The 23,372-nt window shown below is 68.9% G+C and carries 17 protein-coding genes; 14 read left to right on the forward strand and 3 right to left on the reverse strand.

What is annotated here, in order from left to right:
* Positions 1-23 precede the first annotated feature (23 nt).
* The 5 genes from ABDJ85_RS13570 to ABDJ85_RS13590 all read left to right on the forward strand — a co-directional run bounded on the left by ABDJ85_RS13570 (position 24) and on the right by ABDJ85_RS13590 (position 5,704).
* Positions 24-473, forward strand: coding sequence for a (2Fe-2S)-binding protein (locus tag ABDJ85_RS13570; RefSeq protein ID WP_347705384.1), 450 nt, complete (start codon positions 24-26; stop codon positions 471-473).
* On the forward strand, positions 470-2,659 hold the full coding sequence (locus tag ABDJ85_RS13575) for a xanthine dehydrogenase family protein molybdopterin-binding subunit (protein ID WP_347705316.1): 2,190 nt from the start codon (positions 470-472) through the stop codon (positions 2,657-2,659). The genes ABDJ85_RS13570 and ABDJ85_RS13575 overlap by 4 nt, the downstream gene beginning before the upstream one ends.
* Before the next feature lie 124 nt (positions 2,660-2,783).
* Complete coding sequence (locus ABDJ85_RS13580; protein ID WP_347705317.1) at positions 2,784-3,719, forward strand: alpha/beta hydrolase; 936 nt, start codon at positions 2,784-2,786, stop codon at positions 3,717-3,719.
* Between the two features lie 142 nt (positions 3,720-3,861).
* Complete coding sequence (locus ABDJ85_RS13585) at positions 3,862-4,812, forward strand: PEP-CTERM sorting domain-containing protein (RefSeq protein ID WP_347705318.1); 951 nt, start codon at positions 3,862-3,864, stop codon at positions 4,810-4,812.
* Between the two features lie 34 nt (positions 4,813-4,846).
* On the forward strand, positions 4,847-5,704 hold the full coding sequence (locus ABDJ85_RS13590; RefSeq protein WP_347705319.1) for a YbgC/FadM family acyl-CoA thioesterase: 858 nt from the start codon (positions 4,847-4,849) through the stop codon (positions 5,702-5,704).
* An 18-nt stretch (positions 5,705-5,722) separates the two neighbouring features.
* On the opposite strand, the gene ABDJ85_RS13595 is transcribed toward ABDJ85_RS13590, so the two are convergent.
* Complete coding sequence (locus ABDJ85_RS13595) at positions 5,723-10,570, reverse strand: CheR family methyltransferase (RefSeq protein WP_347705320.1); 4,848 nt, start codon at positions 10,568-10,570, stop codon at positions 5,723-5,725.
* A gap of 155 nt (positions 10,571-10,725) precedes the next feature.
* Complete coding sequence (locus ABDJ85_RS13600) at positions 10,726-12,543, reverse strand: M24 family metallopeptidase (protein WP_347705321.1); 1,818 nt, start codon at positions 12,541-12,543, stop codon at positions 10,726-10,728.
* 331 nt (positions 12,544-12,874) lie between these two features.
* Between ABDJ85_RS13600 and ABDJ85_RS13605 the strand changes: the two genes are divergently transcribed.
* From ABDJ85_RS13605 to ABDJ85_RS13640, 8 genes are all read left to right on the forward strand, one after another.
* Positions 12,875-14,299, forward strand: a complete 1,425-nt coding sequence (locus ABDJ85_RS13605) for a family 8 glycosyl hydrolase (protein WP_347705322.1) — start codon at positions 12,875-12,877, stop codon at positions 14,297-14,299.
* A 178-nt stretch (positions 14,300-14,477) separates the two neighbouring features.
* Entirely contained in the window at positions 14,478-15,422 is a 945-nt protein-coding gene (locus ABDJ85_RS13610) for an HD-GYP domain-containing protein (RefSeq protein ID WP_347705323.1), read from the forward strand.
* A gap of 56 nt (positions 15,423-15,478) precedes the next feature.
* Positions 15,479-16,486: an alpha/beta hydrolase gene (locus ABDJ85_RS13615; RefSeq protein ID WP_347705324.1), complete on the forward strand. Its 1,008-nt coding sequence runs from the start codon at positions 15,479-15,481 to the stop codon at positions 16,484-16,486.
* 85 nt (positions 16,487-16,571) lie between these two features.
* Positions 16,572-17,741: an ABC transporter substrate-binding protein gene (locus ABDJ85_RS13620; RefSeq protein ID WP_347705325.1), complete on the forward strand. Its 1,170-nt coding sequence runs from the start codon at positions 16,572-16,574 to the stop codon at positions 17,739-17,741.
* 14 nt (positions 17,742-17,755) lie between these two features.
* On the forward strand, positions 17,756-18,676 hold the full coding sequence (locus tag ABDJ85_RS13625) for a branched-chain amino acid ABC transporter permease (RefSeq protein ID WP_347705326.1): 921 nt from the start codon (positions 17,756-17,758) through the stop codon (positions 18,674-18,676).
* Positions 18,673-19,644 carry a branched-chain amino acid ABC transporter permease gene (locus ABDJ85_RS13630; protein WP_347705327.1) on the forward strand — a complete coding sequence of 324 codons (972 nt, stop codon included), beginning with the start codon at positions 18,673-18,675 and terminating at the stop codon, positions 19,642-19,644. Before ABDJ85_RS13625 ends, ABDJ85_RS13630 begins: the two co-directional genes overlap by 4 nt.
* Complete coding sequence (locus ABDJ85_RS13635) at positions 19,637-20,395, forward strand: ABC transporter ATP-binding protein (protein WP_347705328.1); 759 nt, start codon at positions 19,637-19,639, stop codon at positions 20,393-20,395. The genes ABDJ85_RS13630 and ABDJ85_RS13635 overlap by 8 nt, the downstream gene beginning before the upstream one ends.
* Positions 20,392-21,099: an ABC transporter ATP-binding protein gene (locus ABDJ85_RS13640; RefSeq protein WP_347705329.1), complete on the forward strand. Its 708-nt coding sequence runs from the start codon at positions 20,392-20,394 to the stop codon at positions 21,097-21,099. The genes ABDJ85_RS13635 and ABDJ85_RS13640 overlap by 4 nt, the downstream gene beginning before the upstream one ends.
* Here ABDJ85_RS13640 and ABDJ85_RS13645 read toward each other — a convergent pair.
* The gene (locus tag ABDJ85_RS13645; protein WP_347705330.1) at positions 21,081-22,010 is read right to left on the reverse strand and encodes a PEP-CTERM sorting domain-containing protein; all 930 of its coding nucleotides are present in this window, start codon (positions 22,008-22,010) and stop codon (positions 21,081-21,083) included. The two genes, ABDJ85_RS13640 and ABDJ85_RS13645, sit on opposite strands and share 19 nt — an antisense overlap.
* A 177-nt stretch (positions 22,011-22,187) precedes the next feature.
* Between ABDJ85_RS13645 and ABDJ85_RS13650 the strand changes: the two genes are divergently transcribed.
* Positions 22,188-23,366, forward strand: a complete 1,179-nt coding sequence (locus ABDJ85_RS13650) for an acyl-CoA dehydrogenase (protein WP_347705331.1) — start codon at positions 22,188-22,190, stop codon at positions 23,364-23,366.
* The last annotated feature ends 6 nt before the right edge of the window (positions 23,367-23,372 follow it).

The raw sequence follows: 23,372 nt of genomic DNA on the forward strand, positions 1-23,372 counted from the left end.
CACTCGACACCCGCGTCATGGCGATCTCCCTCCACGTCAATGGCCAGCCCCAGCGCCTGGCCGCCGAGTCCGACACCCCGCTGCTGTGGGCGTTGCGCGAGGAGCTGAAGCTCTCCGGCACCAAGTTCGGTTGCGGTGCTGGCCTGTGCGGCGCCTGCACCGTGCATGTGGACGGCCAGGCCGTGCGCAGCTGCCTGATGCCCGTGCAGGGCGTGGCGGGGCGCCGGGTGGTCACGATCGAAGGCCTGTCGCCCGACCGTGGCCACGCGCTGCAGCGCGCCTGGATTGCGCACCAGGTGCCGCAGTGCGGCTACTGCCAGTCCGGCATGCTGATGGCCGCTGCCGCACTGCTGAGCCAGACGCCACAGCCCAGCGACGCCGACATCGACGCTGCCATCACCAACCTGTGCCGCTGCGGCACCTACCCGCGCGTGCGGGCGGCCATCCACACGGCCGCGCAGGACGTGTCATGAGGGCCGGACTCACGCGCCTCTCGCGCCGACAAGTGCTGGCATCCGCGATGGCGGGCGGCGCCTGGGTGTTGGCAGCGAGGCCGGTGGCGGCGGCGGCGGACGATGCGGCACCCCTGCCGTTCGGCCCGTGGCTGAGCTTGGACCGTGACGGCCGGGTCAGCGTCCTGACCACGGTGACGCAGTTGGGGCAGGGGACTCACACGGTCGTGGCCCAGATCGTGGCCGAGGAGCTGGACCTGCCGCTGGCGGCCATCGAGGTGAGGCACGTGCCGGTGGCACCGGCCTTCAACCAGTCCATGCCGCCGGGCATCACTACCTTCGGCAGCTTCGGATTCAAGATCGCCTTGGCGACCGTGGGCCCAGAGGCTGCCGCCGCACGCGACATGCTGCTGCGCGCAGCGGCCGCGCGGTGGCGCGTGCCTGTTCACGCCTGCCACATCGAGCAGGGCGCCGTGGTGTACGCCGGCGGCGGCGAGCGCCTGCCAGAGCGCCTGCCCTTCGGCGCCCTGGTGGAGGCCGCCTCCCGGCTCGCGCCGCCGGACGCTCCCGTCATGCGCCCGCGCAATGCGTGGCGCCTGCTGGGCCGGGCGCTGCCGCGAGCCGATATTCCCGCCCGCGTGGATGGCAGCGCTCGCTTCGGCATCGACGTGGACCGGCCGGGCCTGTTGGTAGCGCATGTGTTGCATGCGCCGTCGTTCGGCGCGACCTTGCGCTCCGTCGATGCGCGGCCGGCACGTGCGGTGAAGGGCGTGGTGCAGGTCGTCAAGCTGCCGGCGGCGGTGGCGGTGGTGGCCACCGGCTACTGGGCGGCGCGCCAGGCGGCGCAGCGGCTGCGGCCCGTGTGGCAGGCGCCCAAGCGGCCAGTGCTGGACACCGCGGTACTGCGCGACCGGCTGCGCCAGGCAGTTGCCGCAGGCCAGGGTCTGGCGTGGCCCGAGCCGGCCGAGCAGCAGGCCGACGAAACGGCGCGCGCCCTGGCGTCGGCGCGGCATGTCGTTGACGTCACCTACGACGTGCCCTTCCTCGCCCATGCCGCGATGGAGCCGCTGAACGCCACCGTGTCGGTGAGCGGCGCGTCGGCCGAGGTGTGGGTCTCCACCCAGAGCCAGACCGACACCCAGCGCGCTGTTGCGCAGGCGCTGGGCCTGGCGCCGGCCCAGGTGCGTGTCCATTCGCAAGACGTGGGCGGCGGCTTCGGGCGGCGGCTGGAGCACGACTTCGTGGTCGAGGCCGCGCTCATCGCCCGGGCCGTTGGGCGGCCGGTCAAGACGATCTGGTCACGCGAGAACGACATGCGCGCCGGCCATTACCGGCCGGCGGTGGCGTCGCGCGTGCGGCTGGCGCTGGACGAGCACTTCATGCCCACCGGCGTGCGGCACGACACGGCCGGCCCGTCGCTGCTACGCCACTCGGGTGTGACGAGCGTTCCGCCGGACCAGGGCTTCGACTGGAGCTACATCATGGGCTGGGTGGACATGGCCTATGCCATCCCGGCCAAGGACACCCGCTGGACCGAGGTCGAGGCCGGCATCCCCTGCGGCTATTGGCGCTCGGTCGGCAATTCGCAGAACTGCTTCTTCCTGGAGCACACGCTGGACCAGGCTGCCCGGATGGCCGGTGCCGACCCCGTTGCCTACCGGCGCCGCCTGCTGGCTGGGCACCCGCGTGCGCTGGCCTTCCTAGATGCGTTCACCCAGCAGGCCGGCTGGTCGCGCCCGCTGCCGCCCGGCCACTTCCGCGGCTTCGGCATGAACAGCAATGGCAAGACGCTGTTCTCGGCCCACATCGTCGAGGTCGAGGTGGTGAGGCCGGGTGAATTCCGGCTGGTGCGCATCGACGCCGCCATCGACCCCGGCGTCATTGGCAACCCCGCGCTCGTCGAAGCGCAGTTGATGGGCGGCACGCTGTTCGGCCTGAGCGCGGCCCTGTTCGGCGAGATCACCGTCAGTGGTGGCCAGGTTGAGCAAGGCAACTACGACAGCTATCGCGTGTGCGCCATGGCCCACACGCCGCCGCTGCAGGTGCACCTGCTGCCCAACGGCGACGCGCCCGAAGGTGTCGGCGAGGAAGGCCCGCCCTCCATCGTGCCCGCCCTGGCCAACGCGCTGTTCGCGTGCAGCGGCCAGCCCCTCAACCGCTTGCCGGTAGCGCACGCCGGCTGGGCGCTGTCCTTGACACCCTCCTGAGCTTGTCAATCCTCGCGGCGGGCATCAAGGCGACATGCGCCGCGTTGGACAGCGCGGCTCTGTTCCCTCGGGTCTGATCATCCGCACAATGCCTGCCTGCGCCTCCGCCCAGTCAGACCTTGTGATGCCCACCCACCTCCTCACCCCCCGCATGGCCGGCATCCTGGACCGCATGCGGCGGGCCAATCGGCCCAGCTATCACCAGCTCAGCCCGCAGCAGGCGCGGCTGGCGTATCGGATGGGGGCGGAGATCCTGGACCTGCCGCGTGCGCCGCTGGCGCGGGTGGAAGAGCTGCGCATTCCCGGCCCGGCGTCGGAGTTGCCGGCGCGGCTCTATGCGCCGAGCCATGAACGGCTGCCGTTGCTGCTGTATCTGCACGGCGGTGGCTTCACGATTGGCAGCATCGAGACGCATGACAGCCTGTGCCGGCAGTTGGCGCTGCGGGCGGGTGTGGCGGTGGTCTCGCTGGACTACCGGCTGGCGCCTGAGCACCCCTTCCCGGCGGCGGTGGACGACTGCTGGGCGGCGTTTGCGTGGCTGCGGGAGTCGGCCGCCGGGCTGGGCCTGACGGCGGACCGTATCGCCGTGGGGGGCGACAGCGCCGGCGGCACGCTGGCGGCGGTGACGGCCTTGCATGCGCGGGACCAAGGCTGGCCGCTGGCCTTGCAGTTGCTCATCACGCCGGGCACTTTGGCCCACACGCACACGGCCTCGCACAAGCTGTTTGGCGAGGGGTTTTTGATCGACGCGGCCACCATTGCCTGGTTCTTTGCCCACTACCTGCCGCAGGCCGGGCGGCACGACTGGCGCTACGCGCCGATGGAAGCTGCTGACCACGATGGCCTGGCGCCCGCCTTCCTGTTGCTGGCCGAGTGCGACCCGCTGGTGGACGACGGCCTCAGCTATGCCGACTGCCTGCGTGCAGCCGGCAATGTGGTGGACCTGGAGCTGGTGCGCGGCGTCACGCACGACTTCATCAAGATGGGTCGCCACCTGCCCGAGGCCCTGACCGCGCTGGACGTCTGTGCCAAAGCGCTGAGGCAGCACTTGTTGCCCTGAGCAAGGCGTGCTGGGCGGGGCAGGCCTCTCGTGCCCCTAGTTTGCAAGCCGCAGACGTCTAGCCGATACGTGGGGCCTGGTCGTCCAATCGGTCTGGTTCGCCGAGGCGCACATCCGCCCGGCTTTCAGCTCGGAGAGTCCCATGCACATCCAACGTAACCTGTCGCTCGCGGCCCTGTTGCTATCAGCTGCCCAACTGGCTTTTGCCGCTCCGCAGCAGTACGACGTGACGCCGCCGGGGGGCTTCGTCAATGCCTGCGCTACGCCTTCAGGCGGCAGTGTTGGAGGGTGGGCGGGCGACAACTTCACCCCAGGCACCGGTAACTGCAGCACCCACTATTTTTCGGGTGCAGGCAGTGCTTCTGGCAGCGCCAGCTACAGCGGGGCGCCCATCACCAACCAGTCCGCCGGCACGGCCAAGATGGGTTGGGTGCAGATGAGCGCGGAGAACCATTCGCTGGCGGCTAGCTCGTTCGCGCTGGGGGCGGTCAATGGCGGCTACTCAGACACCCTGACGGTTCAGCTGGCGGGGCACGCCGGTGAGTCCGCCAACCTGTTGATCAAGGTTCAGGTCTCGGCGTCGATGTGGGCCAAGGGCGTGGCAGGCGCGGCGGGCGTCGAAGTGGTGCCCTATCTGAACAAGGGTTTGATCTTGGCCATTCAACCCGGCTATGACGACGGCAGCTCCAACCATCTCTGGAGCACCGACCGCCAGGTTGCGGCCTGGGGGGTTGGCACCGACTATTTCAACCTCAATGCGAGCCTGAACCTCAACGAGGTGGTCACCTTCAGCGTGCCGGTGGTGATTGGCCAGAGCATGGAGCTGGGGCTGTACTCCTTTGCCTTGGGTGGGCAACGCGCCTCGGGGGGCTATGGCTACCCCAGCGAGACGGCCGAGGGCGGTGTCAGCATGACGAGCTTCATCGCCGGCGCCAGCTTGATGCTCGGCGGCGTGGTGCAGCCCGCCTTCACGGTCACTTCGGGTTCTGGGCTCGACTGGTCGGCAGCCGCCGTGCCAGAGCCGCAGAGCTGGGTGCTGATGGGGCTTGGCTTGGTTGGCCTGATTGCGGCCCGGCGGCGCGCTGCCATTTAGCAGCGCCGGCCCGCCTGCGGCGACACTCGCGGGCATGAAGCGAACCGACTTCCGATTCACCGAGCCCCTGCGCGTGCGCTGGGCCGAGGTTGATGCCCAGGGCATCGTCTTCAATGCCCACTACCTGAGCTATGTGGACACCGCCATGAGCGGCTACTGGCGCGCGCTGGCCTTGCCCTATGCGGCCACCATGCAGCAGCTGGGGGGCGACCTGTTTGTGCGGCATGCGGCGCTGGACTACCGGGCGCCGGCCCGCAATGACGACCGGCTCGACGTGGGCCTGAAGGTGCGCGAGTTTGGACGCAGCTCGATGAAGGTGGATGCCGCCATCTACCGGGGCGACGAGTTGCTGGTGCTGGCCGACATGGTCTATGTGTTTGCCACGCCCGACGGCGCCGAGGCGCAGCCCGTGCCCGACGCGCTGCGCCGGGTGGTGCAGGCCTTTGAGGCCGGCCAGCCGGTGGTGGATGTGGCGGTGGGCGACTGGGCCGACCTGGGCGAGGCGGCCGGCGCCATCCGGCGCGAGGTGTTCATCGAGGAGCAGCGCATCCCCGCCGAGCTGGAATGGGACGAGGCCGATGCCCACTGCCTGCACGCCGTGGCGCGCAATGGCTTTGGCCTGCCGCTGGCCACGGGCCGGCTGCTGGAGCACGTGCCCGGCGTGGCCAAGGTGGGCCGCATGGCGGTGCTGCGCCCCATGCGCGGCAGCCGCGTGGGCCGCATGGTGCTGGAGGCCCTGCTGCTGGAAGCCCAGCGCCTGGGCTACCGCGAGGTGCTGCTGCACGCGCAGATCACGGCCGAGGGCTTCTACCGCCGGGCTGGGTTTGCGCCGCGCGGCGAGCGCTTTGACGAGGCCGGCATTGAGCACATTGAGATGGTCCGCGGGCTCTGAGCCCGTTCAGAGCGGCGATCAGAGCGGCGCGGACACGGTGTCCCGCGCGGCGGGCTGTGGCCCCCAGAGCCGCACCAGCAAGGAGATCAATTCCTGCGCGCGGATGGGCTTGCCCAGGTGGCCGTTCATGCCGGCCTCCAGGCAGGCGTTCACATCCTCAGACAGCACATTGGCGCTGAGCGCAAACACCGGCACCTCGGCGTAGCCCGGCAGTTCGCGCATCCGGCGCGTGGCCTCCAGGCCGTCGATGCCGGGCAGTTGGATGTCCATCAGCACCAGGTCGAACGTGGTGCCGGCTGCCTGCTCCAGCGCCTCGTGGCCGTCGGCAGCGGTGAGAGGCTGCACGCCGGTGAGCACATGGAAGAGCTCCACCGCGACGATGCGGTTGACCTCGTCGTCCTCCACCAGCAGCACGCGGCGCTCGCGGCACAGCGCGTGCAGTTCTTCGGCGTGGGCTTCGTCCAGGTCGCCGAGGCCGCTGGGCACCTGGGCGTCCTGGTCGGTCAGGCCCACCTGCACGTTGCACCAGAAGGTGCTGCCATGCCCCGGGCTGCTGCGTGCCCCGCATTCGCCGTTCATGGCGCGCGCCAGTTGCCGGCTGATGGCCAGCCCCAGCCCCACGCCGCTGAAGCGCCGCGAGTGCCCTTGCTCCACCTGATGGAAGGGCGCAAAGAGCGAGGGCAGCAGGGCCGGGTCGATGCCGATGCCGGTGTCAGTGACCTCGAAGTGCAGCACCAGGCGCTCGCCCGAGGCCTGGAAGCAGGACACGCCCAGCGCCACCGCGCCCGAGGGCGTGTACTTGACCGCGTTGGTCAGGAAGTTGACCAGGATCTGCTCGATGCGCCGCGCATCGCCCACCAGCACGGCAGGCACGGTCTCGGCGATCTTGCTGGACAGGGCCAGCGCCTTGACCTTGGCCCGGTCGGCCACCATCTCCAGGGCCTGCTCCACCAAGGTGCCCACCTTGAAGGGCGCCGGGTGGATGGCCATGCGGCCGGCCTCCATCTTGGACAGGTCGAGGATGTCGTCAATGATGGCCAGCAGGTGGGTCGAGGCCTCCTCGATGCGGTTGAGCCGGTCCAGCTGCCGGGCGGAAGGCGCTTCCAGCATCAGCAACTGCACCATGCCCAGCACCGCGTTCAGCGGTGTGCGGATCTCGTGGCTCATCTGCGCAAGGAAGGCGCTGCGCGCTTGCAAGGCAGCGTCGGTGCGCCGCTGGTGCTCGGCCTCCACATTGCCCGGCCGCAAGTACACGACCGAACCGGGCCGCCCGGCCACGGTGATGCCGGCCAGCTCGATGTCGACGTACACGATGGAGCCGTCGGCCCGCCGCAGCGGGAAGCGTGCGGCCGAGCCCATAGGCCGGCGCTCGGACGTGAGCGCAAAGCCCTGGCGCAACGCGGCGTGGCGGCCGCGCATCTCCTCGGGCACCAGGTCCTCGACGCTCATGGTGCGCAGCGCGGTGGCGTCGTACTGGGTGATGGTCTCGGCCGCCGGGTTGCAGTTGACGATGCGCCCATCAGGCCCCACCACCAGCTTGGCCAGCGGGCTGGCCCGGAAGACCTCCTCGATCAGCAGGCGCTGCTCCTGGATGCGGGTGATGTCCGTCACCGTGGCCAGGAAGCCCTCGACCTGCCCATCCACCACATGGGGCGCGTACTCGGCCAGCACATACCCCACGGCACCATCGGGCCGCACCAGCCGGCGCTCAAAGCGCTGGGGCTCGCCGGCCAGGGCGCGTTCGATGTAGGGCTGGTTCAGCTTGTAGAGCTCGGGGCCCATCAGCTCGGCCAGCGTGGCGCCCTGCATGCGCTCGTGAGAGCGGCCAAACCAGGCCAGGTAGTGGCGGTTGGCAAAGCGGTTGCGCTGGTGCTTGTCCCAGTAGCCCACCATGCCGTTGATGTTGTCGGCCACCATGCGCACAAAGGCGTCGCGGGCCTCCAGCCCCAGCTGCAGCTCCACGGCGTCGTGCGCGTCGGTGCAGGCGCCAAACCATTTGGTCACGCGGCCGGTTTCGTCGCGCGTGGCGGTGGCGCGCACGTCGAACCAGCGGTAGGCACCATCGGCCCGGCGCAGCCGGTAGCGGGTGCGGAAGGGGCCGCGGTGCGTCACGGCGTCGGCCCAGCGCTCCACGGTCGCGGCGCGGTCGTCGGGGTGGACGTGCTCCAGCCAGCCCTGGGCCAACTGGCCGCTCTGCTCGACCCCGGTGTAGGCCACCCACTGCGGACTCAGGAAGTCACAGGCGCCCGTGCTGTCGCAGGTCCAGAGCAGGTTGGGGACGGAGGCAATGATGGCGTCCAGCTGCGACTTGCGCTGCAGCTCGAAGGCCCGGGCCTTGAGTTCGAGCTGGGTGGTGATGTCGAGGTAGGTCAGCACCAGGCCGTCGGGCTGGCCGTCGCCCGCCCGGTAGACGGAGGCGCGGCGCTGCAGCGTTCGCCCGCCCGAGGTGGCCACCTCGGCCAGCAGGGCCTCGCTGCCGCCTTGCACGCGTGCCAGGTTGTCAAAGAGCTGGGGGTCGGCGTCCAGCGGCACCAGGTCCTTCAGGTCTCGCCCCAGGTCTAGTGGCCGCAGCGGGAAGATGGCCACTGCCGGCGGCGTGAACAGGCGGATGCGGCGCTCGGCGTCGAGGAAGATGATGGCCACGTCGGCCGTGCGCATCAGGTTGTTCAGGTTGTTCGTGGTCTCGCGCAGCTCGGCAATCTTCAGCTCGTGCTCGGCGTGCATCGAGTACAGCTCTTCGTTCAGCGCCTGCAGTTCCTCATTGGCGGTTTGCAGCTCCTCGTTGCCAGCCTGCAGTTCTTCATTGCCGGCTTGCAGCTGCTCGTTGGCACCCTCCAGCTCTTCGATGGTCAGGCGCAACTGGTCGCGCGTGCGCTGCAGTTCGGCCTCCAGCTCGGCAATGTGGCGGGCGGTCGCGCTTTCGGGGTCCAGCACGCTCACGCGCGGGGCGTTCGGTGACGGTGCGGCCTGTGGCTCCAGGCGTACCAGATAGCAGGTCTGCGGCAGGCGAGAGTCGGCCAAGCGGTCCACCTCGATGCGCAGCAACTGGTCGGGCCGCTGGGGGTCGTGGATCGCATCGCCCAGGCGCACCGTGCCGTCGCTGTGCGCCGCGCGCCGCAGCGCCAGCGAGATGGCCGTGCGCAGCGGGCCGCTCAGCAGGTTCTGCAGCGTCGGGCTGAAGCTGCCGGCCACCGGCGCCAGCAGGCGGCCGGCGTCGCCAAACACATAGAGCAGCTCCTCGCTCTGGTTGACCAGGAAGCCACAGGCCACAAAGCGCTTGAGCATCAGCTCGTAGAGCCGCAGCTGGGCCTTGGCGTCTTGCGCGCCCGGGGGCGGCACGCTGGAGACGCGCTGCGACGAGAACTGTGGCCGCATATGCGGCGGCAGCGGCGTGCCCGGTCGCTTGCGGTGCAGGTGCGAGGCTTCGTCGAGGCACTCAAAGACCGCGTCGTCCCGGGCCGGCGACTCACTGCGCCCCAGGAAGAGCGCGCCCCCGTCGCGCAGCGCAATGAAGAAGCTGCCCAGCACGCGGGACTGCGCGGCCGGCTTCAGGTAGATCAACAGGTTGCGGCAGACCACCAGGTGCATGCGCGGGAAGGCGGCGTCCCGCAGCGCGTTGTGGGCCGTGAAAACGAGGCTGCGCCGCAGCTCGTCCGACACGCGGTGCAGGCCCGAGGCCTGCGGCACAAAGTACTTGGCGCGCCAGGCAGGCGGCAGGCCAGAGAGCGCGTCGTCGTCATACAGGCCGGCAGCGGCGCGGTGCACCGAGCGGGGGTGCAGGTCGGTGGCGTGCAGGCGCAGGCGCGGCGCGAGGCCTGCCGCTTCAAAGGCCTCGTGCGCCAGCATCGCCACGCTGTAGGCCTCTTCGCCGGTGGAGCAGCCGCAGCACCAGACACGGTATTCATCCCCCGGCGGCAGCTCGCGCACTGCGGGCTCGATGACGAGGTGGCGCAGCGCCTCAAAGGCCTCCGCATCGCGCAAGAAGCCGGTCACTCCGATCAGCAGGTCGCTGATCAGCGCATCGGCCCGGGCCGGGTCGGCACGCACGCGCTGCGCCAGGTCCTGGGGCGAGAGCTCGGCGCCTTCCAGCTGCTTCCAGCGCTCGAAGCGCCGCAGCAGCGTGGCCTCCTTGTAGGCGGCAAAGTCCACGTCGAACACCTCGCGCAGCGCGTCCAGCAGCGGCGCATAGGCCTGCATGGCGCCGGGGTCCACGGCGTCCTCGGTGTCTGGCTGGTGGCGGGCCAGTACCTCGGCCAGCGGCAGGCGCTGCCAGTCCTGCAGCACCAGGCCCATGCGCTGCGGCTCCAGCGCCAGGTGGGCGTGGCCGGCGCCCAGCGCCGCGTGGGGCATGCTGGCAAAGCGCGCGCTGGCCGGGCTCTGCGCCAGCACCAAGCCGCCTTGTGCCGCTACCTGGCCCGCGCCCCGGCAGCCGTCCTGCCCGCTGCCCGAGAGCACAACGGCCGCCGCCATCTGCTGCCAGCCGGCCAGCGACTCGAACACGTCGTCGATGTTGTGCCGCACGGGCTCGCGGCGGCTCATGGGCGTCACAACGATGCGGTGGCCCGTGATGCTGGCCGTCAGGCCCGGCGCCAGCACGTGCACGGTGTCGGCCCGCAGGGATTGGGACTCGTGCAGCGTGACGACGGGCAGCTCGGTCCAGCGCGAGACGATCTCGGCCAGCTCGCTCTTGAAGTCGGCCGCCAGGTGCAGCACCAGCACATAGGCCTCGCCGCTGCTCGGGCCCAGTCCCCGAAAGAACTCGTGCAGGGCCTCAATGCCACCCGCAGACGCGCCCACGGCCACCACGCGCACCGGCCGGTGCAGGGCCGCTGCGGCCGCTTGCTGTCTTGGGCTCCCTAGCGCCATGGCGACGACCTTTCAACTGCTGAGTTCATCGGCCCCCGCTCTAGGGCGGTTGGGGCAGAAAAACCATGATAGGTCTGGGGTCCTCCACGCCAGGGGCTAAACCCCTTGGGGCAGCGCGTGAATAGAAGCTTGGCGACAGCTTGGTTCGGGAATTCCTAACGTTGCAGCGCAGCGGTTCTGGTCAGCAGCCAGTCCAGGGCAGCGCCGCCCAGGTGCGGCGCCAGGCGCTCGCGCACGGTGGCGTGGTAGCCGTCGAGCCAGTCGCGTTCTTCAAGCGTCAGCAGCTCGGGCGCGATGCAGCGGGTGTCGATGGGGCAGAGCGTCAGGGTCTCGAAGGCCAGCATCTCGCCAAAGGCGCCGTGCTCGGGCGTGTCCTGCGCCACATTGAGCACCAGGTTCTCGATGCGCACGCCCCACTGGCCGGGCCGGTAGAGGCCGGGCTCAATGGAGGTGATCATCCCGGGCTCCATGGCCATGGTGGCCTCGGGCACGGCCTTGGAGATGCTCTGCGGCCCTTCGTGCACGGCCAGGAAGTAGCCCACGCCGTGGCCCGTGCCGTGGCCGAAGTCGATGCCGGCGGCCCACAGTGGCGCGCGGGCGATGGCGTCGAGCATGGGGCCTAGGGTGCCGCGCGGGTAAACGGTGCGAGACAGCGCGATGGTGCCCTTGAGCACCCGCGTGTAGTCCTGCTGCTGCGCGCTTGAGACGCTGCCGATGGGCCAGACGCGGGTGATGTCGGTCGTGCCGCCCAGGTACTGGCCGCCGGAGTCGATCAGCAGCAGGCCATCGCCTTCGATTCTGCTGAAGTGCTCGGGTGTGGCGCGGTAATGGGGCAGGGCGCCATTGGCGTTGAAGCCGGCGATGGTCGAGAACGACAGCCCCACAAAACCCGGCCGGCGCGCGCGCGCGGCGCTTAGCTGGGTGTCGATCCACAACTCGTCAACGGGCTGCCCGGCGGCCAGCGCTGCTTCGAACTCGGCATAGAACTCGCACATGGCCACGCCGTCCTGCACCATGGCCTCGCGCACCTTGGCGGCTTCAAGGGCGGTCTTGCGGCTCTTGGCCAGGGTGGAGGGGTTGATCTGCTCGATCACCTTGGTCGTGGCCGGCACGGCCTCGCGCAGGCCCAGGGTGCAGCGGCGCGGGTCCAGCAGCAGGCAGGCCGCCTGGGGCAGGGCGCGCAGCGCATCAGCCGCCGTGGCATAGGGCGCCAGGGTGACGCCATCGCTGGCGAGGCGGGCAGCCAGGGCCTCGTCCACCTTGCCGGCGCCCACGAAGAGCTGCACCCCTGCCGGCGCCAGCAGCAGGTGAGCGAGGAAGACGGGGTTGTAGTCCACGTCGCTGCCACGCAGGTTGAGCAGCCAGGCGATGTCGTCCACGCTGGAGATGAAGTGATGGCTGGCACCCAGCCTTTGCATGGCGGCGCGCACGGCAGTCAGCTTGTCGGCGCGGCTCACGGCGGCATGCGGGGGCAGGTGCTCGTAGACGCGCGCCTCGGGCAGGCCGGGGCGGCCCTCCCACACTTCGGCCAGCAGGTCGAGGTCGGTGCGCAGTTGCACGCCCTTGGCTTGCAGCGCGTTGCGCAGCTGGCGCCCGTGGGCCAGGCCCAGCACCTGGCCGTCCACACACAGGCTCTGGCCACTTTGCAGCTGCTGCGCCAGCCACTCGATGTGGTGCGTGGCCGCGCCGGTCGGGATCTTGAAGAGGCTGATGCCGCTGCCCGCCAGCTCGCGCTCGGCTTGCTCCCAGTAGCGGCTGTCGGCAAACAGCACGGCCTCGGTGCGCGTCACGGCCAGGGTCGCCATCGACCCCGTGAAGCCCGAGAGCCACACCCGGCCCTGCCAGCGCTCGGGCAGGTACTCCGACAAATGCGGGTCGGCCGAGGGTACGAGCAGCGCATGCGCGCTGTGCTTGACCAGCGCCTCACGCACCAGCGAGAGACGCGACTTGATCTGATGGATGCGGGTGTCCATGCAAGCTCCAGTTATGCCGCCGATCAGCAGCCGTTGGGGCGCGACGATAGCCGCGCGGGAAGGGGGGAGTGGGCAAGATTCTAGGGACGCGGTCGACGCCGCGCCGACGAGGCAGGCAACCACCGGTAGAAACCTGGAGCGATGAATTCCTGCAGCCAATCGGGTTTGTGGAAATGCCGTTTTGGCGTGAACCAACCTGTTCAACGCGCGCTAGCATCCCCGGCCGGTGAAATCGCTTGCAAGCCGAGGCGATACCTGCCGAGCCCTACGTTGCAAACCTCTATCCAGCTCATCCCCTATGCGTGGAACTCTGTTCAAAGTTTCGGCCTCCGTGTCGCTTGCTGTGCTGACCATGCTGTCCAGCGCCAGCGCTGCCACGGCGGTATCTCCTGCTGCCAGCCCCCAACTGACGCTGAATGACGGTGCGGGCGCCTACCGCACGGGGCGCCACCCCAACCTGTTTGTCGAACGCTTGAACAAGACGCCGGCCGAGACCCGCGAGCGCATCGAGCGCGCGTTCCAGCAGTTCTTCCATGGCGACGGCCAGGAGGAGCGCATCTACTTCGAGACTGGCGCCAACAAGAACGGCCCGCTGGCCTACGTGACCGACTGGGCCAACAACGATGCCCGCAGCGAGGGCATGAGCTACGGGATGATGATTGCCGTCCAGCTCGACAAGAAGCGCGAGTTCGACGCCCTGTGGAACTGGTCCAAGACCTATATGCAGGTCACCGACCCCAAGAACCCGTCGTACGGCTACTTCGCGTGGTCGATGAACACCGACGGCACCCCGCGCTCCACCGGCGCTGCGCCGGATGGCGAAGAGTGGTTCGTGATGGCGCTCTACTTCGCCTCCCACCGCTGGGGCAATGGCAAGGGCATCTACAACTACCAGCAGGAGGCCGACAAGCTCTTGCGCGTGATGCGCCACCGCCCGCTGATGACAGGCGACACGCCCTTCCGCATCCACCCGGAAGACCCGCCGTTTGAGGAGCCCGCCAACCCCTGGCCCAGCCCCAACAACCGCGCCGAGCAAGCCAAGGCCGCCAAGGAGGGTCGCCCCTGGCCGGCCTTCCGGCCGCCGCGCCGTTCGTTCACTGTGAGCGTGGGCCCGATGATGGACGAACAGCACGCCATGATCCGTTTCGTGCCGGACACCCGCATCCCGGGCACCGACCCGTCCTACCACTTGCCGGCCTTCTACGAGCTGTTTGCCCGCTGGGGCCCGCGTGAGGAGCGTGCCTTCTGGTTGCGCGCCGCCGAGGCCAGCCGCGAGCTCTTCCACAAAGCGGCGCATCCCGTGACCGGCCTCTCGGCCGACCGCACCGACTTCGACGGCACGCCCATGCCCAACTGGGACCGCACCCCCGGCATCTTTGCCTACGACAGCTGGCGCACCGTCAGCAATATCGCCTTCGACTACGCCTGGTTTGGCAAGGACCAGCGCCAGCCCGAGCTGACCGCGCGCATCCAGAACTTCCTGCATAGCGAAGGCATCCGCAGCTTCACCGACAAGTACACGCTCGATGGCAAGAAGGCCTCGGACCGTCACTCCGTCGGCATGCTCGCCGCCGCCGCCGTGGGCAGCCTGGCCGCCCCGCCAAGCGATGTGTCCAAGGCCTTCCTGGAGGCGCTCTGGGACACCCCCATGCCCAGCGGTGAGCAACGCTACTTTGACGGCATGCTCTACCTGATGAGCCTGATGCACCTGAGCGGCGAATACCGGGTGATCCCGCCGCGCAAGGCGCAGCGCTGAGGCCGCTGGGTTCGTGAGAGGGCAATCGGCGCGCCCGCGCCGAGCCCCACCACCCTTCCGCCAACGCGGCTTTGCGGCCAGATTCCACACCCCGACCCGTCGCCCGTTTTGATGCAGGCACCGAACCAAACCGCCGCGCCTAGGATGGTTTGATTCGTTTCCGTTGCTGGAGTTGGTGATGGTTGAGCGCGCTTCGTCTGAACACCCCACCCTGAGCCGTTGGCAGATGCTGCAGGCGCTGGGGGACAGGCTGGAGCAGTTGCTGCTGGCACCCAACAGCACGGTAGACGGCTTTGTGCCGACGCTGGACAAGCTGACGCGCGAGCTCGACACGCTGATGTTCCAGGACGTGGACCTGGCGGTGTTCGAGGTGGTCCGGATTGGCTCGGACAAGCTCTCGCGCTACGGGGCCCTGCACTCGCTGCATACCGCCTGCGTGGTGTGGCTCGTCGCCCGCCGAAAGGAGTGGGTGGACGGCAAGCGCCTGACTGCCCTGAAGGCCGCGCTGACGATGAACATCGCGGTGACGGACCTGCAAACCACGCTGGCCATGCAGACGGGGCCGATGGAAGAGCTGCAGCGCCAGCGCATGCGCAACCACCCGCTCGACGGCATGCACCTGCTCAAGGGCCTGGGCGTGGACGACCCCGACTGGCTGGACGCCGTGGCCCAGCACCACGAGCAGCCCGACGGGCAGGGCTACCCGCAGGGCCTGACCAAGCTCACCGAGCTGGCTGACGTGCTGCGGACTTGCGATGTCTTCTGCGCCAAGATGAGCCCACGTGCGGGTAGGCCCGCCATGCTGAGCCCCTCGGCGGCGGTCTCGATCTTCAGGCAGCAGAGCGCCAACAAGTTTGGCGCCACGGTGGTGACGACGATTGGCGTCTTCCCGCCGGGGGCCTTGGTGTCACTGGCGACGGGCGAGCAAGCCATCGTCACCGAGCGCACCCGCGACCCGCTGCGGCCCATGGTCGCGCTGCTGACAGGCACCGATGGTGCGCCGCTGGAGCAGCCAGAGGCGGCCGCCACCGGCAAGGACGCCGGCCGCCCCGTGGCCGGTGCAGCTAAGGATGCGAGCCTGGCGGGGTTGTTCCCGACGACGGACGTGCTGCGCACGCGTTGACGGCGCGCCGCTAGGGCCTAGAGTCCCAGCCTTTGCGACAGCAAGGGGCTCGGGCCATGCTTCATCACTTGACCAGGTTTGGGCAGTGCGCCCGTGGCGTGTTGGCCTGCGGGCTCGTCTTGCTGGGCTGCGCCAGCCCAGCCTCGGCTCAGGCGCCACGCAAGCCCGGCGACTACCCGCTCACCGCCGACTCGCTGCCCCAGCCCGGCGTCCCCAAGGGCCGGCTGGAGGGGCCGTTCGAGTTCAAGAGCCGCGCGATCCCCGGGACCGTGCGGCGCTACTGGGTCTATGTGCCGGCGCAATACACAGGCGCGCAGCCAGCCCATGTGTTGGTCTTTCAGGACGGGCAGCGGGCGACCAACCCGGAGGGTTCGCTGCGCGTGCCCCAGGTGCTGGAGAACCTGATCCACAAGGGCGAGATCCCCGTCACCATCGGCGTCTTCGTCACGCCAGGCAACAAGAGCGAGGCCTACCCCGACAACCTCGGCATGCGCAACCCCGACCACCGCGCCGAAGAGTACGACGCGCTGAGCGATCGCTATGCGCGCTTCGTGATTGACGAGCTGCTGCCTGAGGTGGGCCAGCGCTACAAACTGAGCACTGACCCCACCGAGCGCGCCATCGGCGGCACCAGCAGCGGTGCGATTGCGGCCTTCACCGTGGCCTGGTTGCGGCCGGATGCCTTCCGCAACGTGATCAGCATGATCGGCAGCTACACCTCCATCGGCTACCGGCCCGCCACGGCCGAAGCGCCAATTCAGCCCATGCAGCCCGGTGGCGACCTCTACCCGACGCTGATCCGCAAGGGCCCGATCAAGCCGCTGCGCATCTTTTTGCAGGACGGCTCCAACGACCTCGACAACGAGCACGGGAACTGGTTCCTGGCCAACCAGCAGATGCTGGCGGCGCTGAACTACGCCAACAGCAATGCCGACAAGCTGAAGACCCCCGGGCCGCGCTACGAGGTGCTGCATGTGTGGGGCGACGGCGCGCACTCAGACCAGCATGGCGGCATGCTGCTGCCCGACATCCTGCGCTGGCTGTGGCCGGTGCCAAGGCGCTGATTGGGGTTTTCCGTTGGGTGGGCGTGAAGCTCGGCGTCAGCGCTAGCGGCTAGAGTCCGGCCGCATCCCACCCGGAGACCCACCCATGAAGAAAGCCCTGCTGTGCGCCACCTTGGCGCTTGCCGCCGCCGCGCTGCCGGCCACTGCTGCTGACAAGGTCAAGGTCGGCCTGCTGACCACGCTGTCCGGCCCCGGTGCCGGCCTGGGCGTGGACATCCGCGACGGCTTTGCGCTCGGGCTCAAGCATGCGGGCGGCAAGTTCGGGCCACTGCCGGTCGAACTGATCACCGCTGACGACCAGCAGAACCCCGAGGTCACCAAGCAGGCGACCGACCGCTTCATCAAGCGCGACAAGGTCGACCTGATGACCGGCATCGTGTTCTCCAACCTGATGCTGGCCGTGGGGCCCACGGTGTTCGAGGCCAAGCTGCCCTATGTCTCGGCCAATGCCGGCCCCTCGCAGTACGCGGGCGAGCAGTGCAACCCGTACTTCTTCAACGTGGCCTGGCAGAACGACAACCTGCACGAGGCCGTGGGCAAGGTGGTGATGGACAAGGGCTTCAAGAAGTTGGTGCTGCTGGCCCCCAACTACCCGGCAGGCAAGGACGCGATTGCCGGCTTCAAGCGCTACTACAAGGGCGCGGTTGTGGACGAGATCTACACCAAGCTCGGCCAGCTGGACTACGCGGCTGAGCTGGCCCAGGCCCGCGCCGCCAAGCCGGATGCGATGTACATCTTCCTGCCCGGGGGCATGGGCATCAACTTCATCAAACAGTTCGTGGGCGCGGGCTTGTCGCGCGACATCACGCTCTTTGGCCCCGGCTTCTCGGCCGACGAGGACGTGATCAAGGCCGTGGGCGAACCCATGCTCGGCATGTTCAACAGCTCGCACTGGGCGCACGACATGGACAACGCCGCCAACAAGAAGTTCGTGGCCGACTTCCTGAAGGACTATGGCCGCCTGCCGTCGCTCTACGCCAGCCAGGGCTATGACGCCGCCCAGCTGATGGCGGCAGCCGTGCGCGACGTGAAGGGCCAGATCGAGAACAAGGATGCCTTGCTCAAGGCCATCAAGGCCGCCAAGTTCAGCTCGGTGCGCGGGCCCTTCCGCTTCAACAACAACCAGTACCCGGTGCAGGACTACTACCTGCGCGTCATCACCAAGAACGCCGAAGGCCGCGTCACCAACCGCACCCTGGGCAAGATCTTCAGCGACCACGCGGACGCCTACGCGGCGTCCTGCAAGATGAAGTGAACCCGTAATTTGCCTTGGACTGGATCCTTGTCACCGAACAGCTGCTGAACGGCCTGCAGTTCGGGCTCATGCTCTTCCTGCTGGCCGCCGGCCTGACGCTGGTGTTCGGCATCATGGACATGATCAACCTGGCCCATGGCTCGCTCTACATGGTGGGGGCCTACCTGGCGGCGAGTGTGGCGCAGGCGAGTGGCTCCTTCACCGTGGGCGTGTTGGCCTCGCTGGCGGGCACGGCGGTGTTGGGCATGTTGCTTGAAATGAGCCTGCTGCGGCGGCTCTATGAGCGGGACCACCTCAGCCAGGTGCTGTCCACCTTTGCTCTGATCCTGATGGCCAACGAGGGCGTGCGCATGGTCTGGGGCGAGCAGCCCTTGATGCTCAACACCCCGGCGGCGCTGTCGGGGCCGGTGGAGCTGCTGCCGGGCCTCTTTTACCCGGCCTACCGGCTGCTGATCATCGGCGTGGGCTTGGGCGTGGCGCTGCTGCTCTATGGGCTGGTCACGCACACGCGCATCGGCATGTGGGTGCGCGCCGGGGCGTCCAACCGCGCGATGGCCCTGGCCATGGGCGTGCCGATCGGGCGGCTCTTCACGGCGGTGTTCGGCTTTGGTGCCTTGCTCTGCGCGTTGGCGGGCAGCCTGCTCGGGCCGCTGTTGGCGGTGCAGGTGGGCATGGGCGAGAGCATCCTGATCCTGGCCTTTGTGGTGATCGTGATCGGGGGCATCGGCTCCATCCGCGGGGCCTTGGTGGGCGCGCTGCTGGTGGGCCTGGTGGACACGGCCAGCCGCACGCTGCTGCCAGCGCTCCTGCGCCAGGTGCTGGCACCCGAGACAGCCTCCAGCGTGGGGCCGGCGCTGGCGGGCCTGCTCACCTATGTGCTGATGGCGGCCGTGCTGTTCTTCAAGCCCCAGGGCCTGTTTCCGGCGCGCGGATGAAGCCATCCCAGAGCGCACCGCTGTCGCTGCACCACGCGGGCCCGGGCCGCTGGCTCTGGCCGCTACTGCTGGTGGCCGCCGCGCTGCCGTCTGTGCTGGCGGCGTTGGGACTGGAGTTCTACACGGGCGTGCTCACGCGCGTGCTCATCCTGGCCATGGCCGCCAGCAGCTTGAACCTGGTGCTCGGCTTTGGCGGCCTGGTGTCGTTCGGCCACGCGGCCTTTGTGGGCCTGGGCGCCTACACGGTGGCGATTGCGGCGGATGCGGGGCTCACGTCGGCTTACGTAGCCTGGCCGCTGGCCGTGGGCGTGAGCAGCCTGGCGGCGGGTCTGGTGGGCTTTGTCAGCCTGCGCACGCGGGGCGTGTACTTCATCATGATCACGCTGGCCTTTGCCCAGATGTTTTACTTCCTGGCCGTGTCGCTCAAGGCCTATGGCGGCGATGACGGCCTGCCGCTGGCCGCCCGCTCTCAGCTGGGCCTCGGGCTGGACCTCAAGAGCGACAGCCACCTCTACGCCGTGGCCCTGGTGCTGCTGGTGGGCGTGCTGGCGGGGCTGCGCGCGCTGCTGAACAGCCGCTTTGGCTGGCTGCTGCAAGGCAGCCGCGAGAACGAGACCCGCATGGCCGCTCTGGGCAGCCCGGTGGGCCGCGTGCAGTGGGGCGCCTTCGTCATCGCCGGCGGTGTGGCAGGGTTGGCGGGGGCGCTGCTGGCCAATCTCAATGGCCTGGTGACGCCGCACATGCTGCATTGGTCGCAGTCGGGGCAGCTGATGGTGATGGTCATCCTCGGGGGCACGGGCTCGCTCTGGGGCGGGCTCATCGGCGCGGCCGTGCTGCTGGGGCTGGAGGAGGGCCTGGCCAGCCTGACCCTGCATGGCCAGATGGCGTTGGGCGCAGTGCTGTTGGGCGTGGTGCTGTGGGCGCCGCAGGGCATCGCGGCTTGGTTGGGCAAGGTGCGACGTGGCTGAACCCCTGCTGCGCGTGGAGAGCCTGGTCAAACGCTTCGGCGCGTTGGCGGCGACCGATAGCGCCAGCTTCGAGGTGCGCGCCGGGGAGCTGCACGCGCTGATTGGCCCCAATGGCGCGGGCAAGACGACGCTGATCCACCAGATCTCGGGCGCGCTGCGGCCGGATGCAGGGCGCATCCACTTCGACGGGCAAGACCTGACGGCCCTGCCCATGCCGGCGCGGGTGCGGGCAGGGCTGGTGCGGTCCTACCAGATCACCAGCGTGTTCCAGCGCTTCAGCGTGCTCGACAACCTGCGCCTGGCCGTGCAGGCGCGGCGGCCGGGCGCGGCTTTTTGGCGTGCTGCGGAAAAGGACACAGCCGCGCGCGACGAGGCCCTGGCCTTGCTCGAGCGCGTGGGCCTGGCTGAGCGCGCGGCCCAAGCCGCAGGCAGCCTGGCCCATGGCGAGCAGCGCCAGCTCGAAGTGGGCCTGGCCCTTGCCGCGCGGCCCCGCTTGCTGCTGCTGGACGAGCCGCTGGCGGGCATGGGCCCCGAGGAGTCGGCCCGCATGGTGGCGCTGCTGCAAACGCTGCGGCGTGAGACGACGCTGCTCTTGGTGGAGCACGACATGGATGCCGTCTTCCGGCTGGCCGACCGCATCACCACCCTGGTGGCGGGCCGCGTGATCGTGAGCGACACGCCCGAGGCCATCCGCGCCCACCCCGAGGTGCTGCGTGCCTACCTGGGGGATGAACTGGAGGCCCTGCCTTGAGCGCGCTCTTGGAGGTGCAAGGCCTGGAGGCCGCCTACGGCAGCAGTCAGGTGCTGTTCGGCATCGACCTGCAGCTGCAAGCCGGCGGCGCCGCGACCCTGCTTGGCCGCAATGGCATGGGCAAGAGCACGCTCTTGCGCAGCCTGTGCGGCTGGCTCGCGCCGGCGCAAGGGCGCATCCGCTTTGCGGGGCAGGATGTGACGGGCTGGAGCGCCGACCGCATCGCCCGCCTGGGGCTGGCCATCGTGCCCGAGGGGCGGCAGTGCTTCCCGAACCTGAGCGTGCACGAGCACCTGGTGGCCTTTGCGTCCACCCGCCACGGCAACGTCTGGACTCCGCAGCAGGTCTACGCGCTCTTCCCGCGCTTGGCCGAGCGCAAGCAGCACCTGGGCGGCCAGCTCTCGGGCGGCGAGCAGCAGATGCTGGCCATCGGCCGCGCCCTGGTCACCAACCCCAAGCTCTTGATCCTGGACGAAGCCACCGAGGGCCTGGCGCCCCTGGTCCGCGAAGAGATCTGGGCCTGCCTGCGCACCCTGCGCGAGGCCGGGCAGACCTTGCTGGTGGTCGACAAATACGTGCACCGCCTGATGGCCCTGGCCGACCAGCACCAGGTGCTGGAGCGCGGCCGCGTGGTGTGGGCGGGCAACTCGGCCCAGCTGGAAGCTGCGCCCGAGGTCTGGACGCGCTATCTCGGGGTCGGCTGACAGCCGGCCTTGCGGCGGCCGAGCAAAAGACCGAGCAATAGACCGAGCGCGCCGAGGCCGAACAGTGCGGCCGTAGTGGGCTCAGGCACGGCGGTCATGAAGGTGCCCGAGGCGCTCGTCATGGTGACGTTGCGCGGCAGGATGAAGCTCAGGTGCACCGAGGCGGCGAAGTCGGTGGACGACCCCAGCGCGCTGAACGTGGTGAACGAGGCTTTCATCAGAAAGTCCGGCCGGACGCCCACCATATGCATCCAACCGTGCGCCACGAACTCCCCGTTCACGTCGCCCGTCGTGGTCCAGGGGAGAGACTCGAAGGTGATCCGGCTCATGTCGGGGGCCACGATGCTCAGCTTGTCTTGATCGAGAAGGCTCTTGCCCGGGGTGCCATCGAACCGGACGCGGCGCTCCATCGCCAAACCGCCGCCTTTGCCCTGAAGGCTCAACTGGCCTGCCCAACCCGCATTGAGCTGTGCCGAGATCGAGCCTGTCTGGCGCCAGATCACTTCGATGGCGGTGACGGTGTTGGCATCGGCGCCGAGCACGTCGAAGTAAAGATGGTCACTCATGGAGGTGGTCGCGGAAGAGCCTTCGACGCTGGGCGGAACCCAGCTCGAAGTTGACTTGGTTTCGGCATGCATGGAGGCGGTGGCTAGATCGGCTCGCGCGTATGCCATGCCGTAGGCACTCTCAATCCAGCTCTCGCTGCGGCTCGGGTGAACACCCGAGGCACCGCCCGCCACGCCCGCACCTTGGCGAAAGACGATGCCATTGGACCCCGTGTGGGAGCGCAATCCGTCTTCAACGCTGACCGACGTTGAGCTTGCGGCCCAGACACTCAGGGGCGCAAGCACGGCCGAGGCGGCCAGCGAGCGGACAAGAGACGACAAGCGCTGTGAGAGATTGAACCGCATGAATTGCATCTTGGAGTTGCTGGGATGGCTACGAGGCTACCCCAGCAAGTCCGCGGCTCCGCCCCCCTAGGTCGTTAGGCGTCGCCGTGCAAACGGGCAGACTCGCGGGCGGCGGGCTCCAGCCGAGGACTTGCGCACAATGAGGCGAAGGCGCGCGTTGCGCCCAACGGAGTTGTCATGCCAGCCAAGCCCGCTTTTCACTGGGACGACCCGCTGCTGTTGAATGAGCAGCTCAGCGACGACGAACGCATGGTGCGCGAGGCTGCGGCGGTGTACTGCCGCAAGCAGCTGCAGCCCCGTGTGCTGGAGGCCTTCCGGCACGAAAAGACCGATGCGGCCATCTTCCGCGAGATGGGCGCATTGGGCCTGCTGGGGCCAACGATCCCGGCGGCCTACGGCGGGGCAGGGCTCAACTACGTGAGCTATGGGCTGATCGCCCGGGAGGTGGAGCGCATCGACTCGGGCTACCGCTCGATGATGAGCGTGCAGTCCTCCTTGGTGATGCTGCCGATCTTCGAGTTCGGGACCGAGGCGCAGCGGCAGAAGTACCTGCCCAAGCTGGCCAGCGGCGAGTGGATTGGCTGCTTTGGCCTGACCGAGCCCGACCACGGGTCAGACCCCGGTTCCATGGTCACACGGGCGCGCAGCGTGCCGGGCGGCTATGAGCTGACGGGCGCCAAGATGTGGATCACCAATGCGCCGATTGCCGATGTCTTCGTGGTCTGGGCCAAGGACGACGGCGGTCAGATCCGCGGCTATGTGCTGGAGAAGGGCTGGGCGGGGCTCTCGACTCCGGTGATCCACGGCAAGGTGGGCTTGCGGGCCAGCATCACCGGCGAGATCGTGCTGGACAAGGTGTTCTGCCCCGAGCAGAACGCCTTCCCGACGGTGGCGGGGCTCAAGGGGCCGTTCACCTGCTTGAACTCGGCCCGCTACGGCATCGCCTGGGGCGCCCTGGGCGCGGCCGAGAGCTGCTGGCACACGGCCCGGCAGTACGTGCTGGACCGGACGCAGTTCGGCAAGCCCCTGGCCGCCAACCAGCTGGTGCAAAAGAAGCTGGCCGACATGCAGACCGAGATCAGCCTCGGGCTGCAAGGCTGTTTGCGCCTGGGGCGCATGAAGGACGAGGGCACGGCGGCCGTCGAGATCACCTCGATCATGAAGCGCAACTCCTGCGGCAAGGCGCTGGAGATCGCCCGCACCGCGCGCGACATGCTGGGCGGCAATGGCATCAGCGACGAGTTCGGCATTGCGCGGCATATGGTCAATCTGGAAGTCGTCAATACTTATGAGGGCACGCATGACATCCATGCCTTGATCCTCGGCCGGGCGCAGACCGGCATTGCCGCCTTTTGAAGGGAA

Source organism: Roseateles paludis, from assembly GCF_039872745.1.
Classification (GTDB): domain Bacteria; phylum Pseudomonadota; class Gammaproteobacteria; order Burkholderiales; family Burkholderiaceae_C; genus Pelomonas; species Pelomonas paludis.